Below are 21,301 nucleotides of genomic sequence, written 5' to 3'. Positions count from 1 at the left end.
ACTACTCGCCGCCTTCCAGGCGCGCCACAATAGCGTCAATCTCCACGCGCAACTGAGCCTGACGAGCCACAATACCCTCAATACGGGAATTCAGCTCGACAATATCCACGCGCTCACGGGTATCCTCCGGCTCAACCCAGCTCGACACCGCCAGGTTCGCCTCCTGCTCCAGCAGCTTCTCCACCGGAACCAGCGCTGAGAAGTGCTCACGCTCCTCACGAGCCGCCAGCACCTCCAGAATCTTCTCACGGTGCGCCTTACCCAGAATGTTCTGGTTCGTGCCCTTATCGAAGAGGTGCGAAGCATCCACGAACAGTACCGAATGGTCCTTACGGGCACTCTTCTTCAGAACCAGAATGCAAGTCGCAATACTCGTGCCGTAGAACAGGTTAGGGGGCAACTGAATTACAGCGTCCACCCTGTCCTCTTTCAGTAAATATTCACGAATCTTGCGCTCGGCATTGCCACGGTACAGCACACCTGGAAATTCGACAATCGCAGCCGTACCCGTTTCTTCAAGAGAAGCCAACATGTGCATCGTAAACGCCAGGTCAGCCTTCGACCTAGGTGCCAGAACTGTTGCCGGGGCATAACGTTCATCGTGAATTAGGGTCGGATCAGAATCGCCCTTCCACTTCGTGGAATAGGGCGGATTAGACACGATAGCATCGTAGAGGCCATAGGCCTTATCCCCAGCATTCTCCCTCGCTTCGAGGTTCCTGCGATGCTTCGGATTTATCAAGGTATCACCATGCGCAATGTTGAAACCGTTCAAATCAAGACCATGAAGAATCATATTCATGCGACACAGGTTATAGGTCGTCAGGTTAATCTCCTGTCCTACAAAAAGTGGCATCTCAACCTCGTCACCACGTTCTCGCAGGATGCGGGCAAACTTTAGCAACAGCGAACCTGAACCACACGCCGGGTCATACACGGTACTAATATCTTGGGGATTACGCCCGTCCATAGCAATCTCTGCCAGGAGCTCTGAGACTTCCTGTGGAGTGTAGTACTCACCTCCGCTCTTACCCGCATTCGCCGCGTACATACCCATAAGGAACTCGTATGCATCCCCGAAAGCGTCATTTGAACTCTCCGAATAATCAGAGCTAAGGTCCATCTTTGCCACAGCGTCCATAAGTTTTTTTAGAGTCTCATGACGAGCAGTAGCAGTCGCTCCCAATTTATTAGAGTCTAATACAAAATCATCAAAAAGACCTTTTAGGTTATTCTCAGAATAAATCTCCTCAGCTGAAGACTCGATTGATTTGAAAACCTTATGAAGGGTCTCATTGAGGTTATCATCACGCTGTGCAGCAGCATGTACTGAGGAAAAGAGCTCTGAGGGTAAGAGGAAAAAACCGAGATTCTTAATGACATCACGCTTACCCTCAGCGTCAATAAAACTATCGGAAAGCGCTGCATAATTGCCGCCGGACGAAGCATCGCTGAGATGCTTCACCAGACGCTCAGAGAGGTAACGGTAGAAAAGCATACCCAGCACGTACTGTTTAAAGTCCCAGCCGTCTACCGAACCGCGCAGGTCATTCGCAATACGCCAAATCGTAGAGTGCAGCTGCGCACGCTCCGTATTGCGGTTACGGTGTTCGTCAGTGGTAGCGGAAGAATCCGTAGACTGCGTCGTCATAGGGGCGGTCAACCTCTCATCAGTAATCGTTTCTACAGTCGAAGAAACGTCAAAAGTTCGGAACCAGTGCGGCCCCGGTCGTACACATGCGCCAGCGCCGGTCTAGATGCTGTACTCCGTGGGAGCGTTCGTAGCTTCAACAAGCCGTTTCGTACCCGGCGGCGCGAACTCTTTCAGTATACGGGTTCCTCAGACCCCGCACTCGCCGGTTCGTCATTATGGAACCCAACCCGTTTAACGGCGAGAAGCCACATGTGTTCAACACATGTGGCTTCTGGCCGTAGAAAAGTATTTATGCCTCCGAAGGTTTCGCGCCGGTCAGGCGGTACGCCTTGTACACGCCCGTCACGTTACGGACCACGTTCAGCACATGCTCCAGCATGAAGCGGTCACCCAGCTCCAGGGCGAAGCGGTCCACCACGGTACGATCCTCCGAAGTGTGTACGCGCGCATCCAGAATGTTCACGCCCGACTCAGAAATAGCACGAATCAGGTCGCTCAGCAGGCCCTTACGGTCCAGCGCCTCCACCTGAATCTGCACACGGTACGTAGCGGTCGGCGAAGACGCCCATTCAACCGTCGTCACGCGCGGCTCCTCGTCAGCGTTACGCATGTTCGGGCAGTCGCGGCGGTGCACCGAAATGCCGTTATAGCGGGTCACAATGCCGATAATGTCATCCGGCGGGACCGGGGTGCAGCAACGCGCAATCTTCGTCAGCACACCCTCAGCGCCCGGCACAATCACGCCGTTATCACCAATCGCCTTGCGGGTGGACTTCAGCAGCGTCTCGTCAAAGTCGCTGACCTCAACCTCGGGTGCCGGCTCGTCGCCGCGGTGCACCTCAACGAGGGTGTCAATGACCTGCTTCGGCGCAATCTCGTGCTCACCAATCGCACGGTACAGCGACGCCACATCGTTCTTATGCAGCAGCTGAGCCACCTGAGTCATAATCTCCGGGCTCATCATCTTCTGCAGCGGCAGCTCACTGTTACGCATGCTCTTAGTGAGCATCTCGCGGCCGGCGAGCAACGCCTCCAGGCGGCGTTCCTTCGCGAAGTACTGGCGGATCTTCGTGCGAGCGCGTGAGGAGCGAACGAACTTCAGCCAGTCCTCGCTGGGTCCGGCGTCTTCGTTCTTCGTGGTCATAATCTCCACGGTCGCGCCGGTGGGCAGGACCGTGTGCAGCGGCACGAGGCGGCCGTTGACCTTCGCGCCGACGGTGCGGTCGCCGACTTCACTGTGGATGGCGTAGGCGAAGTCCACGGGGGTGGAGCCGTTGGGCAGGGCGATTGCCTCGCCGTTGGGGGTGAGGACGACGATTTCGTCGGTGTCGAGTGTGTCAGCGAGCGACTCGTAGAACTTCTCCGACTCCGGGTTGGAGTTCGAAATCTCGGCAATGGACTGCAGGATGCCGACGTTCATCATCGCCGAGGTCTGGGTGCCCGGCTCCTTCGGGTCCTTCGCGGGCGCGCCGCCACGAGCCGCAACCTTCTCGCCGCGCGACGCCGCCTTGTAGCGCCAGTGCGCCGCCACGCCATACTCAGCCTCTTCGTGCATCTTGTAGGTGCGGATCTGAATCTCAAGCGGCAGGTTGCCCGGGCCGTACACGGTCAGGTGCAGCGACTGGTAGTTGTTGTTCTTCGGGTTCTTAATGTAGTCCTTGAAACGGCCAGTCATCGACGGCCACAGGGACAGCACGTGGCCGAGCACCGTGTAGCACTCCGCCTCTTCCTCAACCATGATGCGCACGGCGAGGATGTCATTAATCTCGTCGAAGCTGCGGCCCTTCGTCTTCATCTTCTGATGAATCGAGTAGTAGTGCTTCGGGCGGCCCGTCACGGTCGCGTCGATGCCCACCTCTTTCAGGCGCTCCGTAATCTTGGTGCGCGCCTCGTTCAGGAACTTTTCGAGCGCGGGGGTGCGTTCGCCAACCATGCGCACCATTTCGGCGTAAATTTCCGGGCTCATGGCGGCGAAGGACAGGTCCTCCAGCTCCCACTTAATCGTGTTCAAGCCCAGGCGGTGCGCGAGCGGCGCGTAAATCTTCAGGGTCTCCTCCGCCTTCTTCGCGGCGGAAGCCTGCGGCACGAAACGCCAGGTGCGGGCGTTGTGCAGGCGGTCGGCAAGCTTAATGAGCAGCACGCGAATGTCCTTGCTCATGGACAGCACGAGCTTACGAATCGTCTCGATGGAGGCGTTCTCGCCGTACGTCATCTTGTCCAGCTTGGTCACGCCGTCGACCAGGTAGGCGACCTCCTCACCGAACTCTTCGGTAAGCTGCTCCATCGTGTAGTCGGTGTCTTCCACCGTGTCGTGTAGCAGACCCGCAGCGAGCACGGGGCCGGTCGCGCCCATCTCCGCAAGAATCGCGGTCACAGCGACCGGGTGGGTGATGTACGGGTCGCCACTCTTACGCTTCTGACCCTCGTGGCAGCGGTTCGCCACCTCGTAGGCGCGCTGCAGCACCTGGATGTCTTCGTCCGGGTGGTAGCGGCGCACGGCACGCACGACCGGCGCAATCATCGGGGAGAAACGGATGGTACCGCCGTGCGAGTCGGAGGCCTCCATCTTGCTGCTGCGGCTACCGAAGACGAGGCGGTTCGGCACACGTCCGCCAGCAGCCATGACGCGGTGCGAGCCGCGCTTCCTCTTCGCATCAGACGAATCAGTTTCAGGCAGAGGAATCGGGCCAGCGGGCCGAACCGCGGGCTTCTCGGCGGTCCCTGCAGGGTTCTCAGCGTTGGTGTTCACGGCAGGTTCTGCACTCATTCCGGGCTCCTTCGGGCTCAAGATAATCAGCCGCACACTCAGGTTCCTCATCATTGAGGGCTATACCGGCCAAACCAGCTATCAGCAGGCTCAAACGCGAGCGCACAGTATCTTCACTTCTTATCCTACCCAGCGGTCTGGAACGCGCCAAACTATGCGACGTTTTAACACGCCCGAGCGCGTTTTCTGAGCGAATATCCGGGCGGATGCACGGGCACGCTAAAGGGGAGCCGACACCTTTCGGTATCGACTCCCCTATCGTTAGCAACGCCAGTAGCGCTGGCGGAACGCTGGCTAACCGTTCAGGTTCACGCGGTGAATCTCAATGGTTGCACGTGCCGGCTTCTTAGCGGGCTTCTCGGCCGCCTTGTCAGCAGATTCCTCAGACTTTGCGGACTTCTCAGACTTCGCAGCCTTCTCAGCCTCGGCGGGCTCCTCCGAAGAGTCACCCTCAGCCTCGTCAGCATCCTCAGCGTCCTTGAAGCTGCCGCTCTCCACCTTCGCGGTGTGCTCACGAATCTGGGGCTCACCCAAACGCAGCGAAGCATACAGCGGCGCAGACACGAACAGCGTACCGAACATGCCCACCAGAATACCCACAAACAGCGACAGGGACAGGTCCTGCAGAGTACCCGCACCCAGGATGAACGCACCAATGAACAAGATCGCGCCCACCGGCAGAACACCCACAATAGCGGTGTTAATCGAACGGACCAGAGTCTGGTTCACCGCCAGGTTAATCTGCGCGGCAAAAGTTGTGTCGCGGCGTTCCAGCACATCCTCGGTGTTCTCACGAATCTTATCGAACACCACCACCGAGTCGTACAGCGAGTAGCTCAGAATCGTCAAGAAACCAATAATTGCACTCGGAGTGATCTCGAAGCCGAACGCGGCGTACAGGCCAACCGTCACCACCACGGTGAAGAACAGACCCGCAATAGACGCCAGCGACATCTTCCAGGTGCGGAAGTAGAACGCCATACCAATCAGCGCAAGCACCACAAACGCGACCAGACCCCAGAACGCCTGACGGGTCACATCCGCACCCCAGGTCGGGCCCACAAACGAAGAGGTCACGTCATTCTCAGAGACGCCGTAACCCTCCTGCAGAGCCGCCTTCACCTGCAGAGTCTCATCATCGTTGAGCTTGCTCATCTGGGCACGAATCGTACCCGGCGCAATATTGGTCACGCGAACATCCGAAGCGTCCTTCGCCTTCTCGTGAATAATGCGCTCACCCGTAGCAGTATCAACGTGCGCGGTCTTCGAGACCACGAACTCCGAACCGCCACGGAAATCAATACCCAGGTTGAAGCCGCCACCAACAGCCGGAATCAGAACCGAAACCGCCATCAGCACAGTAGCCAGCAGCAGCCACAGGCGGCGCTTACCCACGAAGGGGTACGAGCGGGCACCCGAATGCAGGTCATTACCGAAGCGGGCAAAAGCATTAGGTTTCACATCGGTAGCCATGCTTAGCTCTCCTTCTTCTCATCAGAAGCAGACTCGTCAGCCTCAGCGGCAGCACGCTCTGCACGGCGACGCTCAGCAATGCTCAGCTGCTTCTCCTCCGGGCTGCGGAGGCGACCGGCACCACGGTACAGCGGCGTAGCGCCCAGCGACTCAGGCGACAATCCCGAGTGGCGGTGACCCTCACCGAAGTAGCGGGTATTCGCCAGCAGAGTCAGCATCGGGTGGGTGAACAGGTACACGACCACAAGGTCAGCAATCGCAGTCAAACCAAGGGTGAACGCGAAGCCCTTCACCGAACCAACCGACACCACGTACAGCACCACAGCAGCCAGCAGGTTCACAGCCTTCGACGCCAAAATAGTGCGGGATGCACGCTGCCAACCGTGGTTCACCGCCGACGGGATCGTGCGGCCCGCACGGATCTCATCACGGATACGCTCAAAGTAGACGATGAACGAGTCAGCCGTAGCACCAATCGCCACAATCAGACCCGCCACACCAGCCAGGGACAGGCGGTAGTTCAACGCCCAACCCAGCAGCGCAATCGCTTCATACGAAATGATGCCCGCAACAATCAGCGACATCATCGTGACAAAGCCCAGCAGACGGTACTGGAACAGCGAGTACACAAACACCAGCAGCAGACCAATCAGGCCGGTCAGCAGACCCACACGCAGCTGCTCCGAACCCAGAGTCGCAGAAATCTGCTGCTCCGACTGGATCGTGAAGCTAATCGGCAGGGCACCGTACTTGAGCTGATCAGCGAGAGCCTTCGCCTCCTGCTCGGTGAAGTTACCGGTAATCTGCGGCTTACCGTCAGAAATCACTGCCTGCGACACCGGCGAAGACAGCACCTTGCCGTCCAGCAGAATCGCGAAGCGGGCACGCGGATCATTTGCGTTCTGTGCACGAATCGCGTTCAGGCGAGAAGTAATGTTCTGGAACTTCTCACGAGCCTCATCGTTGAACTGAATGTTCACAGCCCAACGGCCCGTAGTCACGCCCTGACCGGTCGTCTCCTGCGAGTGGCTTGCGGTAGAAATATCGCTACCGCTCAGCTCCACAGGACCCAGAATGTACTTCTCCTGACCGTCAGTGGAGCACGCCACCATCGGCTTAGTCGGGTCCGTACTATCGGCGTCCTCATTACGTGCCGCGGTGCAGTCCTTCGCCTCATACTGCTTGTACAGGTCCGCAGTAATCCAGTTACGGTCCGAACCATCAGTCGGCTCCGCAGAGGGCTTGGGCAGCTTATCGTCCGCAGTGCGGGCATCCTCAGCCACAGCAGTACCGGCGCCAGACAGCAGCACCGGGCGGAACGTCATATTTGCAGACGCCTGAATCAGCTGACGAGTCTCAGCGCTAATCGTTCCGGGAACCGAAACAACCACGTTATTACCCGAGCCGAAGGAGGTCGTAACCTCCGCCTCCGAAACGCCGGCACCATCAACGCGCTGACGAATAATCTCAACCGCCTGGTTCAACTGCTCCTGGGAGACGTTCTCATCCGAAGAGCCATTGACCTTCGGAGAAAGAATCATCTGAGTACCACCCGAAAGGTCCAGGGCGAGCTTCGGTGCCCAAGAACCTCCCGCGTAGGTGGTGCCGAAAATACCGGCAGCCATAACAACCATGAGCAGGACCATCGAGAGGAGCGCCCCTCGCGCGGCTGCAAGCGGTGAACGCTTAGCCATAATGTTCCTTCTTCGTGTGAATAGTATTGAGTGTTCTACAGATTCCGTAACGCGAAAACCCGACGCCGCTCACTGGGCGCCGGGCTCATACGCTCTGAATTACTTAGCAGTATCAGAAGAGGTATCGGAAGCGGGAGCTTCGGATGCGGTAGCCTCGTACACGTCCTCGGTCAGGGGCGCTGCGGGGGCTTCCTCCTCGACGACGGCCATAATCGCGTTCAGTGCCAGGGTGATAACAACACCGTCCGCAATCTGAAGCTGCAGCTTGTTGTTCTCAAGGTCAGTGCTGACAACGGTACCGTAGATGCCGGAACCAGTCATCACCTGGGCGCCGGGGACGAGAGACTGCTGCATTGCGCGCAGTTCCTCCATCTGCTTACGCTGACGCTTCTGGGCAGAGAACATCATCCATGCCAGCAGCGCCATCATGGCGATCATAATCAGGAGGTTAAAATCCATGGTCTCACTTTCACATCCGCACCCGTGCCGCTCACCGCGAGGGTTGAGCGTACCAGAAGGTGTGGAATCGTAGATACAGTACGTATCCATCCTACGCGAGAGCATGAGCTTTAGCGCCCCGAACCAGCGTTTTTGTGAGGTTAACCTGAGTTTTGGACTCTCTCGGCGTAATTTTATGTCGCCAATAAAGACCAGCAGAGCCCGGCAGAGCCCAATGAAACCCGACAGCGCCTGCAGAACCGGTAGAAGAGTGCCGCGCCTGCAGAAGAGATACTGCCCCTGCAGAAACCGGGGTACAGAGAAGCCCGCAGGAGGCGGATACCTCCCACGGGCTACTACAGTGTTATCAGCTAATGCGCATCTAGAGCTGAATCTCCGGGGCTTCCAAGCCGAGGTGCTCCCACGCCGCGGGCAGAGCCACACGACCGCGCGGGGTACGACCAATCAGGCCTTCACGCACCAGGTACGGTTCGGCAACCGTCTCCACGGTCTCCGTCTCTTCACCCACCGCAATGGCGAGGGTGGACAGACCCACCGGGCCGCCGCCGAACTTGTGAATCAGCGCCTCCAGCACGGCGCGGTCCAGACGATCCAGGCCGCGCGAATCCACCTCGTACATGTCCAACGCGGTTGCGGCATCGGTCGCGTTAATGCGGTCCACGCCGTTCACCAGCGCCCAGTCACGCACACGGCGCAGCAGGCGGTTCGCAATACGCGGCGTGCCGCGGGAACGACCGGCAATCTCGGTGAAACCCTCGGAGGTAATCTGCATATCCATCAGGCCCGCGCTACGGCGAAGCACCAGCTCAAGCTCCTCCACCGAATAGAACTCCAAGTGACCGGTAAAACCGAAGCGGTCACGCAGAGGACCGGGCAGCAGACCCGCACGGGTCGTCGCACCCACCAGAGTGAACTGCGGCAGCTCCAGCGGAATGGAAGTCGCACCCGCACCCTTACCGACCACAATGTCCACACGGAAATCTTCCATCGCCATGTAGAGCATTTCTTCAGCAGGGCGGCTCATACGGTGAATCTCATCCAGGAACAACACCTCACCGGGGGTCAGCGAGGACAGAATCGCCGCCAAATCACCCGAATGCTGAATCGCCGGGCCGGAGGTGATACGCAGCGGCGCCTCCATCTCTGCCGCAATAATCATTGCGAGCGTGGTCTTACCTAGACCGGGAGGGCCCGACAGCAGCACATGGTCGGCGCTACGGCCACGCATCTTCGAAGCCTCCAGCACCAGGGACAGCTGCTGACGCACACGGCGCTGACCCACAAAGTCATCCAGGGACTTAGGGCGCAGTGCCGCCTCAATCATCTTCTCTTCAGGCTCTTCTTCCATCGCCACCAGGCGCTGGGCGGGAGCTGAAGACGCCTGAGTGCCGGGCACCTGACCGGGAAAATACCCGCCGGAAACCAGGGACGCCGCGGGCTGCGGCTCATAGGGATTCTGGCTCATAGAATTCTTCTTTCACAAAAGTTTGAGTGGGATACATCGAACAGGGCGCGCCGTTTAGTGGCGGCCCACCGTGTTCTGAGTACCCAAGGAGGCGAGCACACCGCGCAGAGCCACACCCACCGGCTCAGTCTCTGCGGCAGGGTTGTGCTGCACGTAAGCGTCAATAGCGGCGGAAGCGTCCTTCTCGCTCCAGCCCAGGGAGGTGAGAGCGTCAAGCACCTGCGGCTTCCAGACAATGCCCTGGCTCAGCGGCAGCTCATCGGTCTGGCCATCGCTGAGAATCAGCTTGCCGGCAAGCTCCAGCACAATACGGCGGGCCCCCTTCGGACCAATACCGGGAACCTTCGTGAACGCCTTATCGTCACCGGTCGCCACGGCGCGCTCCACCTCAGCGGCAGTGTGAACACTCAACACCGCCAGGGCAATACGCGGACCAATACCGGAAACCGAAAGCATCATATCGAACACTTCACGCTCGGCAGGCTCCGAAAAACCGTACAGGGTCATCGACTCTTCACGCACAATCATGGTGGTCAGCACGGTAGCTTCCTCACCGGTGCGCAGCTTGGAGAGAGTACGCGCGGTAGCGTACACAAGCATGCCGAAACCGTTCACGTTAATCACCGCATGATCAAGGCCCACCTGAACCACACGACCGGTCAGGGATGCAATCATTTCTCTCCACCTTTCAACACCGCGCCCAGGAATGAGGCTCGCGGCAGTGTGAGGGCACCGGGAACTCCGGCACCCACAGAACGCACTCCCCCAATTCAACGGGGAGACACTACAAGTATATTAGAATATTTCTTCTGAAATCAAGCATATATTCGAACTTCTTAGCGAATACATGCGAGCCAGCAGGAGAGGGCGCCAGAGCCCGCGAAGGCACCTTCTAGCGGCGGCGCCTCTAGCGGCGGGCGCGCGCCTCCGCCTCCATCCAGGCACGCTGCGCCGGAGTCAACGACCCACCACGAGGCGACTGCGCCGGGTGTGAACCCTGGTGAGTCTGCGTCTGGGCTGCCATATTGATACCCGAACCGATGCCGCCGCCACGCCAGCCGTGACAGATCGCAATCGCCAGGGCATCGGCAGCATCGGCGGGCTTCGGCATAGAATCCAAACCCAGAATGCGGGTCACCATGCGGCCCACGGATGCCTTATCGGCGCGGCCACTACCGGTCACCGCCGCCTTCACCTCCGAAGGGGTATGAAAGAACACCGGCACGCCGCGCATCGCCGCAGCAGAAATCACCGCGCCCGAAGCGTGCGCCGTACCAATCACCGTGTTCACCTGCTCCTGAGCGAAGATACGCTCAATTGCCAGGGCATCCGGCTTATAGGTGTCGAGCCAGTGGGAGGCGGCATTGAAAATCCAGAGAATACGCTGGTCCAGGGACTCCGCCGGGATCGTACCGGCAACACCCACGTTCACGAAGTGCGCCTTACGGTCGGCGGTCATATCGAGCATGGAGAAGCCGCAGCGGGTCAGGCCCGGGTCAACACCCATGATGCGGGTTGCGCCCGGCACACGCTCCACGGCGGCGGCGGTACGGTTCTCGCGCATGCTATCGCGTGCGGCAGTTTGAGCGGCGGCCATCATCTCCCCTTTCGACAAGCTCCCTCTAGAATATCTAGATTCTAGCCCTTCAGAATCCTAGCACCCGGCACCGGGGCGTGCTACGAGCACGGTCACCACGAGAACGGCCATCACAAGCGCGGTCACCGCGTGAACAGTCACCGCGCGCCCCGCGAAAAGTACCCAGCGCATCCCCAAAATAGCCCCAGACGCTAAGAAGCCACTCCCCCAACCAGCCACCCTACGGCGGCTCGGTTAAAGGAGCGGCTTCTTCAAGCATCAGATATCAGAATCCGAGTGATTACTCAGCTTCCAGCTCTGCCATGACCTCAGCAGAAACGTTAGCGTTCGAGTAGACGTTCTGAACGTCGTCGAGCTCTTCAATAGCGTCTGCCAGCTTCATGAACTTCTTAGCACCCTCAGCGTCCAGGTCAACCTGCATGGTCGGGCGGAAGACCGGGTCGTCGTTGTTGTACTCCAGGCCAGCCTCGTCCAGTGCCTTACGGATCTCAGGCAGGTCGGTCGGTGCGGAAACAACGGTGAACACGTCGCCCTCGTCCAGAACCTCTTCGGCACCTGCATCCAGAACAGCCATCAGAACGTCGTCCTCGGTCAGACCGTCAGTCTTGGTGACCTCAGCAACGCCCTTACGCTCGAACAGGAACGCAACCGAACCCTGGTCAGCCATGGTGCCGCCGTTACGGGTCACAGCCAGGCGAACCTCAGACGCTGCACGGTTACGGTTATCGGTCAGACACTCAATGTACAGAGCGGTACCCTGCGGGCCGCGTGCTTCGTACATGATTTCGGTGTAGTCAATGGTCTCACCGGTCAGGCCAGCGCCACGCTTGATTGCGCGGTCAATGTTGTCGTTAGGAACGGAGTTCTTCTTCGCCTTCGACACAGCCAGGTCAAGAGCGGGGTTACCAGCAATATCAGCGCCGCCCATACGTGCTGCAACTTCAATTGCCTTAATGAACTTCGCGAAAGCCTTCGCGCGCTTGGCGTCGATAGCAGCCTTCTTGTGCTTAGTAGTCGCCCATTTAGAGTGACCGGACATTCGTATCTCCCTTAGTCAAAACCTCCGTGCGGGCACGGCGAAACGTCCCACGCACCGTACTGTACTCACATAACTATACCGTAGCGGAGGCGCACACCACTTCAGAAAGTGCACGCCACCGCCAGGAATAGGCTAGCGGGGGCGAGACGCAGCCGAAGCGCGCGCCTTCTCCACCAGCGAGTCGTCAATCGTGTTCGGCGTGAACTCGCCAAACTTACGCTGAGCCGCCTGCTCAATCAGGTAATCCGAAATCTTCGGGTTCTTCGGCAGAAGCGAACCGTGCAGGTAGGTGCCAATCACATTGTGCACGCGCGCACCCTCATGCGCATCGGTCACGTTGTTACCCTCACCCTTGGTGACGGTAGCCAGCGGGGTGCAGCCGGAACCCAGGTAAGTCAGGCCCGAGTGGTTCTCAAAACCAATCACGGTGCCGAACTCCTCAGACTCCTCAACAATGTTGCCGATCAGGCGGTCATCGCCGCCGACCGTGCGCGCATCAAAAATGCCGATACCCTTCAGCACCTCACCCTCACGGGTGCGGAATTCCTTGCCGAACAGCTGGTACAGGCCACAAATGACGAGCATCGGCACACCAGCCTCAGCCAGCGAGCGCAGCGTGTCACCGTTCGCGTGCAGGTCATCCTGAATCACGGACTGACCCGAGTCCTGACCGCCGCCACCCAGAATGATGTCAACATCTTCCGGGAAAGGCTGACCGGGGTTGTGGTCCAGAATCTGCACGTCAAAGCCGTGCGCCTGCGCGCGACGAGCCAACGCCAGGGTATTGCCCCAGTCGCCGTAAATGTTCATGTCGAGCGGGTACAGCTGCAGAATACGCAGAGTCTTACCGTTATTGGGGCCGGAGGCGGGGGTGCCCTCAAAAGTGTGAGTTGCCGTCATTAGGAAACCCTCTCAACGTCAGTGATCTTTGCGAGCTCTTCACGCAGAGCCAGCATTGCGGTGTAGGTGCAGAAAATACGCATGGGCGCGTTACCGCTGGAGGCGATGAAGCCCTTGAGCGCATCGACGAGGTTCTCGTTGACCTCGTCAACCTTCACGCCGTCATGCTCCAGGCGCAGCGCCATATCCCAGGCGCGCACACCCGAAACCATCTGCACGCCGGTCTTCTTCAAGCTGTCGAAGTCAACATCCCACAGCCAGGACACGTCACGACCGTCAGCGTACTGGTCGTTAATCGTGATCATGGTGGCGTAGTCGTCAGCGTTCGCGCTCGCCAGGGACAGGCGGAAACCGCTCGGGTTCTTCACGAGCAGCAGCTGCAGCGGGCGGCCGTTCACGTTCAGGGTCTCACCGCGACCGAAGGCGGGGGTAATCTTCGCCAGCTCCGCGATGAGCTTATCTTCGTTGAGCTTTTCGCCCATGACGGCGCGGGTCAGCGCCATAGCGCCAGCCGCGTTGAAGATGTTGTAGATGCCGTAGAGGTTGATTTCGCCGACTCGCTCTACGCCCGCCAGGTCGAAGGTTGCGGAGGTGCCGGAGAAAGCGGTCAGGGTGACGTCTGCGTCGGGCAGGGTTGCCTTCGCGACGGTGCCGCCGCGCATCTCATCGTCCGAGGGGAAGTACGAACGCAGGGACTCATCCAGGCCGTAGTACTTGACGGTCACGCCAGGCTGCACGTTCTCAGCGAGGGAGCGGATGCGCGGGTCCTCACGGTTGAGCACCACGGTGCCGGTCGTTGCGGAGGCGACGGTCGCCAGCATGCGGCGGGTCGTGTCAATCTCACCGAAGCGGTCCAGCTGGTCACGCAGAACGTTCAGCAGCAGAGCGTAATCGGGCTTGACTGCCTTCACGAAGTGCACGGCGTGCGCCTCGTCCAGCTCAAGCACAGCAATATCAGCATCAAGCTTGCCGCCGAGGGTCATCTCGCCCAGCAGTGCCGCAGCGACACCGCGCACAAAGTTCGAACCGGTGCGGTTAGTGAAAACCTTCAGACCCTGAGCTTCAAGCAGCTGCACAGCCATCTTCGTGGTGGTGGTCTTACCGTTCGTGCCGGAGACAACAACCACGCCGTAGGGCAGCTTCGCGAGCTCTTCAGCGACGAAGTCGGGGTGCAATTTTTCCATGACAAGGCCGGGGAAGGCGGAGCCGCCGCCGCGAAGCTTAGTCGCGGCGCGTACGCCCTGGCCGAGAAGACGAATGAGGGGTTTGGACATGCTTACCATTTTAGTACACGCACGCCAGCGGCTGAATGGCCCGCCGGGCTCGTTCGCTCATGCCGGACGGGGCGGGGTTACTGGGGTTTTGGTGCGGGGTTTGGTTCGGGCGGGGTGGGGTTTGGTGCGGGGCTCCGGCTAGGGCGAAGCGCCGGGGGTATTAGAACAGCGAGCCCGCTTAGAAGAGCAAGCCCGCTTAGAACAGAGAACCCTGCACCCTCACCCGCGTGAACTCCTGCGCCGGCTCCACCAGCACATTCCGCCACGCGGCAGTATTCACCAGGAACGCCGCGTCAGCATCGCCGGTGTGGGCGCTCAAAAACTGACCCGCCGCGCCCGTGCAGAAGAAGCCAGCCGCCCCGCTCTCAGTACCGGAACCACCCAGACCAGATTCACAGGGCGCCAGCGGTTCGGGCGATTGCGCGCGCAGAGCCGCATACGGGCGGTTCATGGCAAGCGACGGAATCCACGGCTCATCCAGGGCGGTGAGCGGCACCTCCGGGTCGGTACGTGCTAGTTCGGCGAGCGCTTCGCGGGCGCGGGCAACCGCCTCCTGATGGGCAACACGAAGCTGCGCACCGGGCAGCGGGTTCGTCCAGGCGCGGTACTTGCTCGCCACCTGCTTGACCTGCGGAATCTTCGCGAGGGCGGTCACGGCGTCCTCGGCGCGGCGAATGGCAAGGCCGTCAGGTGCAAGCGCAATGTAGGTGGCGGTGGCGACCGCCTGCTCATCCAGGCGGCGCGGGGTCGAATGCAGAGAGCTCGTGCCGACCTTGTGCGTGCCGTCCGGGAAAGTCGCGATGTAGAGGCGATGCTCCAGCATGGCGTAGGCGCGCATGGATTCGGTGAGCGTTCCGGGGTACAGGTGCGCGCTGTGCAGGGCGGTGAATTCGTCGCGGGCGGTGCAGCGCGGGCACTGCTGGCCACGCTGGATGCGGGTGCCCTCGGGGCAGGGTACGCGGCGGATTCCCGCAGATTCGGGGGCGGCGTTATTGCTCGTGCCGGTGGTGTATCCGGCGCAGTAGCGGTAGAGTTCCCCCTCGCTATCGCGCGGAATACGCAACCCCAGGTAGGCGCCGGGGGTCAACGGAATCTGGATGCGAACCCCGCTTGGAACGCCACGCTGCGCGGGGCTGCTTTCCTGATTAGGGGCACTCTCCCCCGTCATATGGGGCGCCCCCGCCGCTTGAGATGCCCGGTTATGAGCTCCTTCAGGGACCCCGCCGGGCACGACCGGTTCCACCTCAATGAGCGGGCGGCGGTTGGACCAGCGGATCTGCCTCCAGATGAGTAGTTGCGGCGCGCCTGCAGAATCACCGGCGGCGGGCACAGCGCTAAACTCGTCGAAAGCAGTCTCAAGCAGGTTGGGGTAGTCCATAGCATTCCACTCTAGCGGGTCTGGCGGGTTCTTTCTCCTGGGTTCTTTCTCGAGGGGTGCGGGTGCATCCGGGTATCACGTCTTCGGCGGCGCATCCTGGCGCAACGTCCCTGAGGGGCAAAAGCAGTGCCCTCAAAAAGCAAAAAAGAGGCCAGCGTCCTTCACGCTAATCCGCACCCCCGCAGTGTTGCCGTGCGTTCACGCACGACGGGGTGGATTCTCAGCTGAGGCGCTGACCTCTGTGGTTGAGGCAGGGCGTTCACCCTGCCAAGCCCGAAAGCGATCGGTGACCGCTATTTTTCGGTGAGCTATGCGGTGTTCATGGAAGCCGGAAGCTTCCCCGCAGCGTCGCTGCATTTAAAACTTTGCCATACATAGCAGACGTAACATCATTCAAATGAGCGTTAAACACCTAATCTACGCATTTATGAAGCAAATTTTTTCTGCACTGGTTTGCAAATTAAAGCAATTAGTGCAGATTCGCAAACTCACCAAGCCTCTCAACCAGTGCACCGAGCTATCTAGCTGAGGCGGGCAAACCCCTCCGCAATGGCCACACGCATATCATCCAGCGTGCGTGACATGGTCTTGGTGTGAGCGATAATCGGCAGGAAGTTCGTGTCCCCACTCCAGCGCGGCAGAATGTGCTGATGCAGGTGATCAGCAATGCCCGCGCCGCCCACCTTGCCCTGATTAATGCCAATGTTGAAGCCATCATTATGCGACACCTCACGCAGAACCTTCATGGCGAGCTGAGTCAGCTGCGCGATCTCAACGGTTTCCGCCTCGGTTGCATCATCGTAGAACGGGATGTGGCGGTACGGGCAGACCAGCAAGTGACCGGGGTTGTACGGGTAGAGGTTGAGAATCACGAAGGCATGCTTGCCGCGATGCACAATCAGCGACTCCTCATCACTGCGGCTGGGCGCAGTGCAGAAGGGGCAGGTCTTCTCGGTGTAGTCCTTCTGGCCACCGCTCACGTAAGCGGTGCGGTGAGGGGTCCACAGGCGCTGGAACTGGTCCGGTGCGCTGGGCAGCTCGAAGGAATCCTGCACCGAGGCTGCGGTGCCGTGCTCGGGGGTCATGTTCTCGCTCATAGTCCCATTCTATAGCCCGCACGCGGCAACGGGAACGCCTCATCCGTCATGCATGCCAGATATGAGATGACTCCCCCGGCAGTGCGCTTAGCCGTGAAGCTTTTCCAGGTGAATGATGCGGGTGGCACCCTCAAAGGTCATGGGTAAGCTCAGCACGCCGTCCTCCATGGTGAATTCCTTAGTTTCCTTGTTGGAGGCATATGGTGCGCGGGTCAGCTTCACACGGTCCACGTGAGAAACGTGGGTGAAGTTACCGTCTTTCGCTTCGAAAGTACCAAACCAGAAGGGGGTTGCCAGCTCTTCGTGGTTCAGGTGGTAGGTGACTTCAATAATGCCGTCGTGGATGACGGCGTCCATGTAGTTCTGAAGGTCGGCGGCACCCTGCTGAATCCAGGTGCCGTCCATGATTTTCTGCGAGCGCGCAACGGCTACCGAGGAAGGCATGGGTGCCGCGGTGGAGATGGTCTGCTCCTGAGCATCCGGCGTATAGCTACCGGCACCCGCCGGCGCGGGGGTCTCAGTGGGCTGAGTCGCGGTCGGGTGAATCGACGGGTCATGCGAGGCATTAACCGCCGCCTTAATTCCGGTGCTGTCATCGCCGGGGGCGGAAACGGCACTAGGCTCGACGGTTTCAAAAGCTGCGGGGTCAACAACCGCACTTGCGGAGGCGTTATTCGGTGCGGATGCGCACGCGGTGAGGGAGAGCGCGCCGAGTAGTGCGAGCGCGCTCAGAGTTGACTTAGGTGCCACGAACGTGTCCTAACAGAGTATGTGTTTGAGTGAGTTTGTGAGTTGAGTGGTGCCTCCCCGTGAGTGAGGTGGGGATACGACGACACCCCGTAGCGCATTGAGGCTACAGGGCGTTCGATAACCGGCACGGTAGATAGTTTATAGGCTCTGGCTAGGAGTTTCACCAGTAGCGGTCATTTTTAAAAAGATAGTTTGGTCACATTAGACCTTAAGTTGAGGGGTTTTTCACGCACATGAGCCCCAATTTGCACTCCGCGGGCTAATTTTGCCTCGACAAGGCGAAATATCTCGCACGGTGGCGTGGGTGGCAGTTTTCTTGCCTTCGTCTTGCCTTAACGTGGGCTCGGCACCCAAACCCACCGCCACAACGGGTATGCGGTGTGGGTTTGAGTGCCGAGCCTCAACCAAACTGTCATATCTGCGCTACCGCAACCGAGCCGCTACAGCCCGGTTACTGTCCGCAGGGTATTTGCGAGCGGACTACTGCTTGCGGGAACGTAGCGAGAACTTCTCACGAATAATCGTGAACGTCTGGCGGGTCTCCTCCAGCAGGGCGACCGGCTCCTGCTCGCGCACCGCAACCTCATGAGATGCCGAGGAGTCGGCAGGTTCACCAGCCCGCGCGGCGCCGGGCGCGGTGTTCGGGGTAGCCTCCGCAGAAGCTGCCGCAGCAGCACCCGGAGCGCCAGGAGTACCAGGGGCAGTAAAGCCCGCGGCGGCGCTGAAACCGGCGCGGCGTGCCGCCTCCGCCTCCGAAGGAACGGGGTGCACGCCCTCCTCATCTACGACCTCACGCAGCCTGCAGTCGTGGGCTTCACGGCGCGCATACTCACGAGCTAGCAGGGCGCGCAGCTCAGAAATCTCCTGGCGAAGATCGTCCACGTCAGCCTTGGTTGCGGGGTACTCCTGCTCCTCCCTGCCACCAAACTTTTCGATAATCCAGCTCGCGAGCGCACCGGTAGCAACCGCGACCAAGCCCCCGCCGTACAGCATGACGATCACGGCGATGACCCTGCCGATACCGGTGACCGGGTAAACGTCTCCGTAGCCGACCGTGGCGAGGGTCGTGAACATCCACCAGTAGGCGGTGGGCAGGTCACGAATCATCGCGCCCGGCTCGGAGGACTCCACCGAATAGATCGACAGGGCAAACATGATGATGAAGATCGCGGTGTATCCGAAGAGCTTCACCGCCAGCTCTGAGAGCCTCTTATATTGGCGGTTGGCGGTCATATAAATCATGGAGAGGAAGCTGACAATACGCCACGCGGGCAGCAGCACAATCGCCAGGTTCATCAGGTTATGCGTGATGAAGTAGAGTCGCCGCGGCGCCAAGTACAGGCGAATGCAGTAGTCGGCGGCGAATAGGCCCCACAGGATCATCTGAATGATGTTGAGGTACGCGTCGTACGGCTCCTGAATGCGTGTGCTCATGATGGGCGCGGCGAACGCGAGCAGGTACAGTACGGACGCCACGAACATGGGCGTGGAGGAGCGTTCCTCCCACGCCGCCAGGTTCTTCTCGCCGCGGTACTTGCTGAGCGTGCGGAACAGGCGGGTGCGCGGGGCGCGACGCGGCGGGTCCGTGACGGTGCGGGTGACCGTGCGGATAGTCGTGGTGTGCGTTTCAGGTTCGCCTACATCAATAATCTCGGCGTCACCATCGGGGTTACCCTGGGTGCCCGCTTTCTGGTCGCCCTTGCCGTGCGGGTGATGCGTGGTGCGGGTGATGCGACGCTCCTCGCGGTGCGTACCGTCCGGCGCGTCGGTGGTGGCGTATTCTTCGACGACCTCTTCGTAGTCGTCGGGGTCCAGGTCGGTGGAGTAGACGGAGTGGGTGCTGTCCAGGCGGGCGCTATCAATCTGCACGGCATCAACCTGTACTGCCTCCATGCCGGGGGCGGTAGCCTCTGCGGGGCTACTTGCTGCAGCACTAGTTTTGGCGGCACTGGATTCTGCCGGTGCCGACTGGGTATAACCAGCCTTCGTGGTATTCTCAGCGGCGGCTTCAGATGCGGTAGTTTCAGATGCAACAGTTTCAGGGCGCGCAGACGCACCCACCGGGCTGTTCCCCGGAATATTGCCCGAGGTATTCCCCGAGGTATTGGGTGCTGTGCCGTTCTTTACCGTGTTGTCTGTCTGGTTCTGTTCTGCCTTATCCATAGTGTGAATGATACTCCACGCCGTTGCGTTTGCGTTTCTATTTCGTTGCACTGTGACCTTGTGCTGTGACCTTTGGGCGGCGGTCTTTACACCGCGGTTTTGTGCACGATACTGTGTCGAAATCGGGCGGCGGTTCGGTTGCGGTGGAGAACCGTTCGGGTGCGAAGATGACGGTGTATTGTGCGGGTGTGGATCGTAAGGAGCGTAGTGTGCCTGCGGGTGGCCGCGTGTTTGTGGAGGATTTGGGGGTGCGTGCTTCGGCGGGTTCTCCCCTATTTTGTGGTGTGGTGACTTCTGATAGTACTGCTAGCTGGAATGTTACGGCCCTCGGCGGGCGTGCCTAAGAGCAGCTGCGGCGCTAATAAAGCCTGCACAAGGGAAAACAGGCACCTCTGGTAACGATTATCTTTTGTATTAGAGGTATATTAAGAACGGACTACCCGCCGTTATTAACCAGCCGTTATCAATCAATGGAGATACACCGATGACCGCTCAGTCGCCTGATACCACTGAGGTTGAACTTCCCAAGTTCTACGAATTCATTCCCAGCATTCTTGCTTACCTATCTGACGGCAACTCCCGCACCAATAAAGAGATTTATAGCGCTGTAGCAGAGCGCTACCCGCTTTCTGACGAGCAGCTACTACCCTACCTGCCGAACGGCAAGCGTCCCGTCTATGTGGACCGCATTAGTTGGGGCTTGACCTATCTCAAGATGTTCGGTGCGGTTGATTCCCCTCGCCGCGGTCAGCAGGTTATTTCTGACGAAGGCTTGAAGCTGATTGAGGCTCATCCTGGGGGCATCCCCGATGATGTCGTCGCGCATATCGTTCGTTCCGCCCGCAGCACGCGTGAGCGTTCCCAGTCTGATAGTTCCGAGCAGGACCCGCAGGAAACCCCGAAGACCGCTACCAAGACTGTTGCCGTCACGACTGCACCCGCTGAGGTGTCTGATAGCACCCCGCAGGAACTCATCGACGAAAGCATCACTCAGATTGAGTCCGCCCTGACGCACGACATTTTGGAACGCGTCCGCGCAATGTCTCCGACTGCGTTTGAGCATCTGGTGGTGGATATTCTCTTGGCGATGGGCTACGGTGGCCCTGCAGGACGCGGCACCGTTACTCCGGCTTCCAATGACGGCGGCGTGGATGGAATCATTGACCAGGATGCGTTGGGTCTTTCAAAGATTTATGTCCAGGCTAAGCGTTACGCCAAGGACAATGTGGTGAGCCGCCCCGACCTTCAGAACTTTGTGGGCGCGCTGCACGGCAAGGCAACGCAGGGTGTGTTCATCACGTCGAGCTCCTTTACGTCTGGCGCACGCGGCTACGCGGAGGAACTTGGTAGCGGAATTTCTCTCGTTCTGATTGATGGTGAGCACCTGGCACGCTTCATGATTAAGTACGGTGTTGGTGTGCAGGTGGCACGTACGTACACCATCATGAAGCTTGATGAGGACTTCTTCGACGAAGCCTAAACATTACATAAGCGTGGGGTGGAAAGCATGTAGCTTTCTGCCCCACGCTTTCTTTTGGGTTAGCCGCTGGAATGTTACGGCACTCGGCGGCCGCGCCTAAGAAAAACTCAA

17 protein-coding genes are annotated in these 21,301 nt (G+C 59.4%); 2 read left to right on the top strand and 15 right to left on the bottom strand.

Annotated elements, in window-relative coordinates; translation table 11 throughout:
* Position 1 precedes the first annotated feature (1 nt).
* The 15 genes from HMPREF2779_RS08615 to HMPREF2779_RS08545 form a co-directional block, all read right to left on the bottom strand.
* Complete coding sequence (locus HMPREF2779_RS08615; RefSeq protein ID WP_070686415.1) at positions 2-1,651, bottom strand: type I restriction-modification system subunit M; 1,650 nt, start codon at positions 1,649-1,651, stop codon at positions 2-4.
* 292 nt (positions 1,652-1,943) lie between these two features.
* Positions 1,944-4,421 (bottom strand): RelA/SpoT family protein, encoded by a 2,478-nt coding sequence (locus HMPREF2779_RS08610; RefSeq protein WP_105361312.1) that lies wholly within the window; start codon positions 4,419-4,421, stop codon positions 1,944-1,946.
* Positions 4,422-4,715: 294 nt separating this feature from the next.
* Positions 4,716-5,894 (bottom strand): protein translocase subunit SecF, encoded by a 1,179-nt coding sequence (secF, locus tag HMPREF2779_RS08605; protein ID WP_105361311.1) that lies wholly within the window; start codon positions 5,892-5,894, stop codon positions 4,716-4,718.
* Positions 5,895-5,896: 2 nt separating this feature from the next.
* Positions 5,897-7,588: a protein translocase subunit SecD gene (gene secD, locus HMPREF2779_RS08600; protein WP_105361310.1), complete on the bottom strand. Its 1,692-nt coding sequence runs from the start codon at positions 7,586-7,588 to the stop codon at positions 5,897-5,899.
* Between the two features lie 99 nt (positions 7,589-7,687).
* Entirely contained in the window at positions 7,688-8,047 is a 360-nt protein-coding gene (gene yajC, locus HMPREF2779_RS08595) for a preprotein translocase subunit YajC (protein ID WP_070686423.1), read from the bottom strand.
* Positions 8,048-8,408: 361 nt separating this feature from the next.
* Positions 8,409-9,395 (bottom strand): Holliday junction branch migration DNA helicase RuvB, encoded by a 987-nt coding sequence (ruvB, locus tag HMPREF2779_RS08590; RefSeq protein ID WP_172855776.1) that lies wholly within the window; start codon positions 9,393-9,395, stop codon positions 8,409-8,411.
* Between the two features lie 171 nt (positions 9,396-9,566).
* Entirely contained in the window at positions 9,567-10,187 is a 621-nt protein-coding gene (ruvA, locus tag HMPREF2779_RS08585; RefSeq protein ID WP_049342023.1) for a Holliday junction branch migration protein RuvA, read from the bottom strand.
* Positions 10,188-10,419: 232 nt separating this feature from the next.
* Positions 10,420-11,076 carry a crossover junction endodeoxyribonuclease RuvC gene (gene ruvC / locus HMPREF2779_RS08580; protein WP_070686661.1) on the bottom strand — a complete coding sequence of 219 codons (657 nt, stop codon included), beginning with the start codon at positions 11,074-11,076 and terminating at the stop codon, positions 10,420-10,422.
* A 313-nt stretch (positions 11,077-11,389) separates the two neighbouring features.
* Positions 11,390-12,148 carry a YebC/PmpR family DNA-binding transcriptional regulator gene (locus HMPREF2779_RS08575; RefSeq protein WP_005508777.1) on the bottom strand — a complete coding sequence of 253 codons (759 nt, stop codon included), beginning with the start codon at positions 12,146-12,148 and terminating at the stop codon, positions 11,390-11,392.
* Positions 12,149-12,280: 132 nt separating this feature from the next.
* Positions 12,281-13,048, bottom strand: a complete 768-nt coding sequence (locus tag HMPREF2779_RS08570; protein WP_070686427.1) for a type 1 glutamine amidotransferase — start codon at positions 13,046-13,048, stop codon at positions 12,281-12,283.
* On the bottom strand, positions 13,048-14,331 hold the full coding sequence (locus tag HMPREF2779_RS08565) for a Mur ligase family protein (RefSeq protein WP_070686429.1): 1,284 nt from the start codon (positions 14,329-14,331) through the stop codon (positions 13,048-13,050). Before HMPREF2779_RS08565 ends, HMPREF2779_RS08570 begins: the two co-directional genes overlap by 1 nt.
* A 187-nt stretch (positions 14,332-14,518) precedes the next feature.
* Positions 14,519-15,700: a hypothetical protein gene (locus HMPREF2779_RS08560; protein WP_070686431.1), complete on the bottom strand. Its 1,182-nt coding sequence runs from the start codon at positions 15,698-15,700 to the stop codon at positions 14,519-14,521.
* Positions 15,701-16,221: 521 nt separating this feature from the next.
* The gene (locus HMPREF2779_RS08555) at positions 16,222-16,797 is read right to left on the bottom strand and encodes an HIT family protein (RefSeq protein ID WP_070686433.1); all 576 of its coding nucleotides are present in this window, start codon (positions 16,795-16,797) and stop codon (positions 16,222-16,224) included.
* Positions 16,798-16,884: 87 nt separating this feature from the next.
* The gene (locus HMPREF2779_RS08550; RefSeq protein WP_070686435.1) at positions 16,885-17,547 is read right to left on the bottom strand and encodes a hypothetical protein; all 663 of its coding nucleotides are present in this window, start codon (positions 17,545-17,547) and stop codon (positions 16,885-16,887) included.
* A 480-nt stretch (positions 17,548-18,027) separates the two neighbouring features.
* Entirely contained in the window at positions 18,028-19,710 is a 1,683-nt protein-coding gene (locus HMPREF2779_RS08545) for a potassium channel family protein (protein ID WP_070686436.1), read from the bottom strand.
* 113 nt (positions 19,711-19,823) lie between these two features.
* On the opposite strand from HMPREF2779_RS08545, the gene HMPREF2779_RS08990 reads away from it, so the two are divergent.
* Positions 19,824-20,054, top strand: coding sequence for a hypothetical protein (locus HMPREF2779_RS08990; protein ID WP_141744435.1), 231 nt, complete (start codon positions 19,824-19,826; stop codon positions 20,052-20,054).
* Positions 20,055-20,194: 140 nt separating this feature from the next.
* Entirely contained in the window at positions 20,195-21,190 is a 996-nt protein-coding gene (locus HMPREF2779_RS08540) for a restriction endonuclease (RefSeq protein WP_105361309.1), read from the top strand.
* Positions 21,191-21,301: the final 111 nt, after the last annotated feature.

Source organism: Rothia sp. HMSC069C03, assembly GCF_001811075.1.
Classification (GTDB): domain Bacteria; phylum Actinomycetota; class Actinomycetes; order Actinomycetales; family Micrococcaceae; genus Rothia; species Rothia mucilaginosa.
This window is presented reverse-complemented; position numbering and strand designations above follow the sequence as displayed.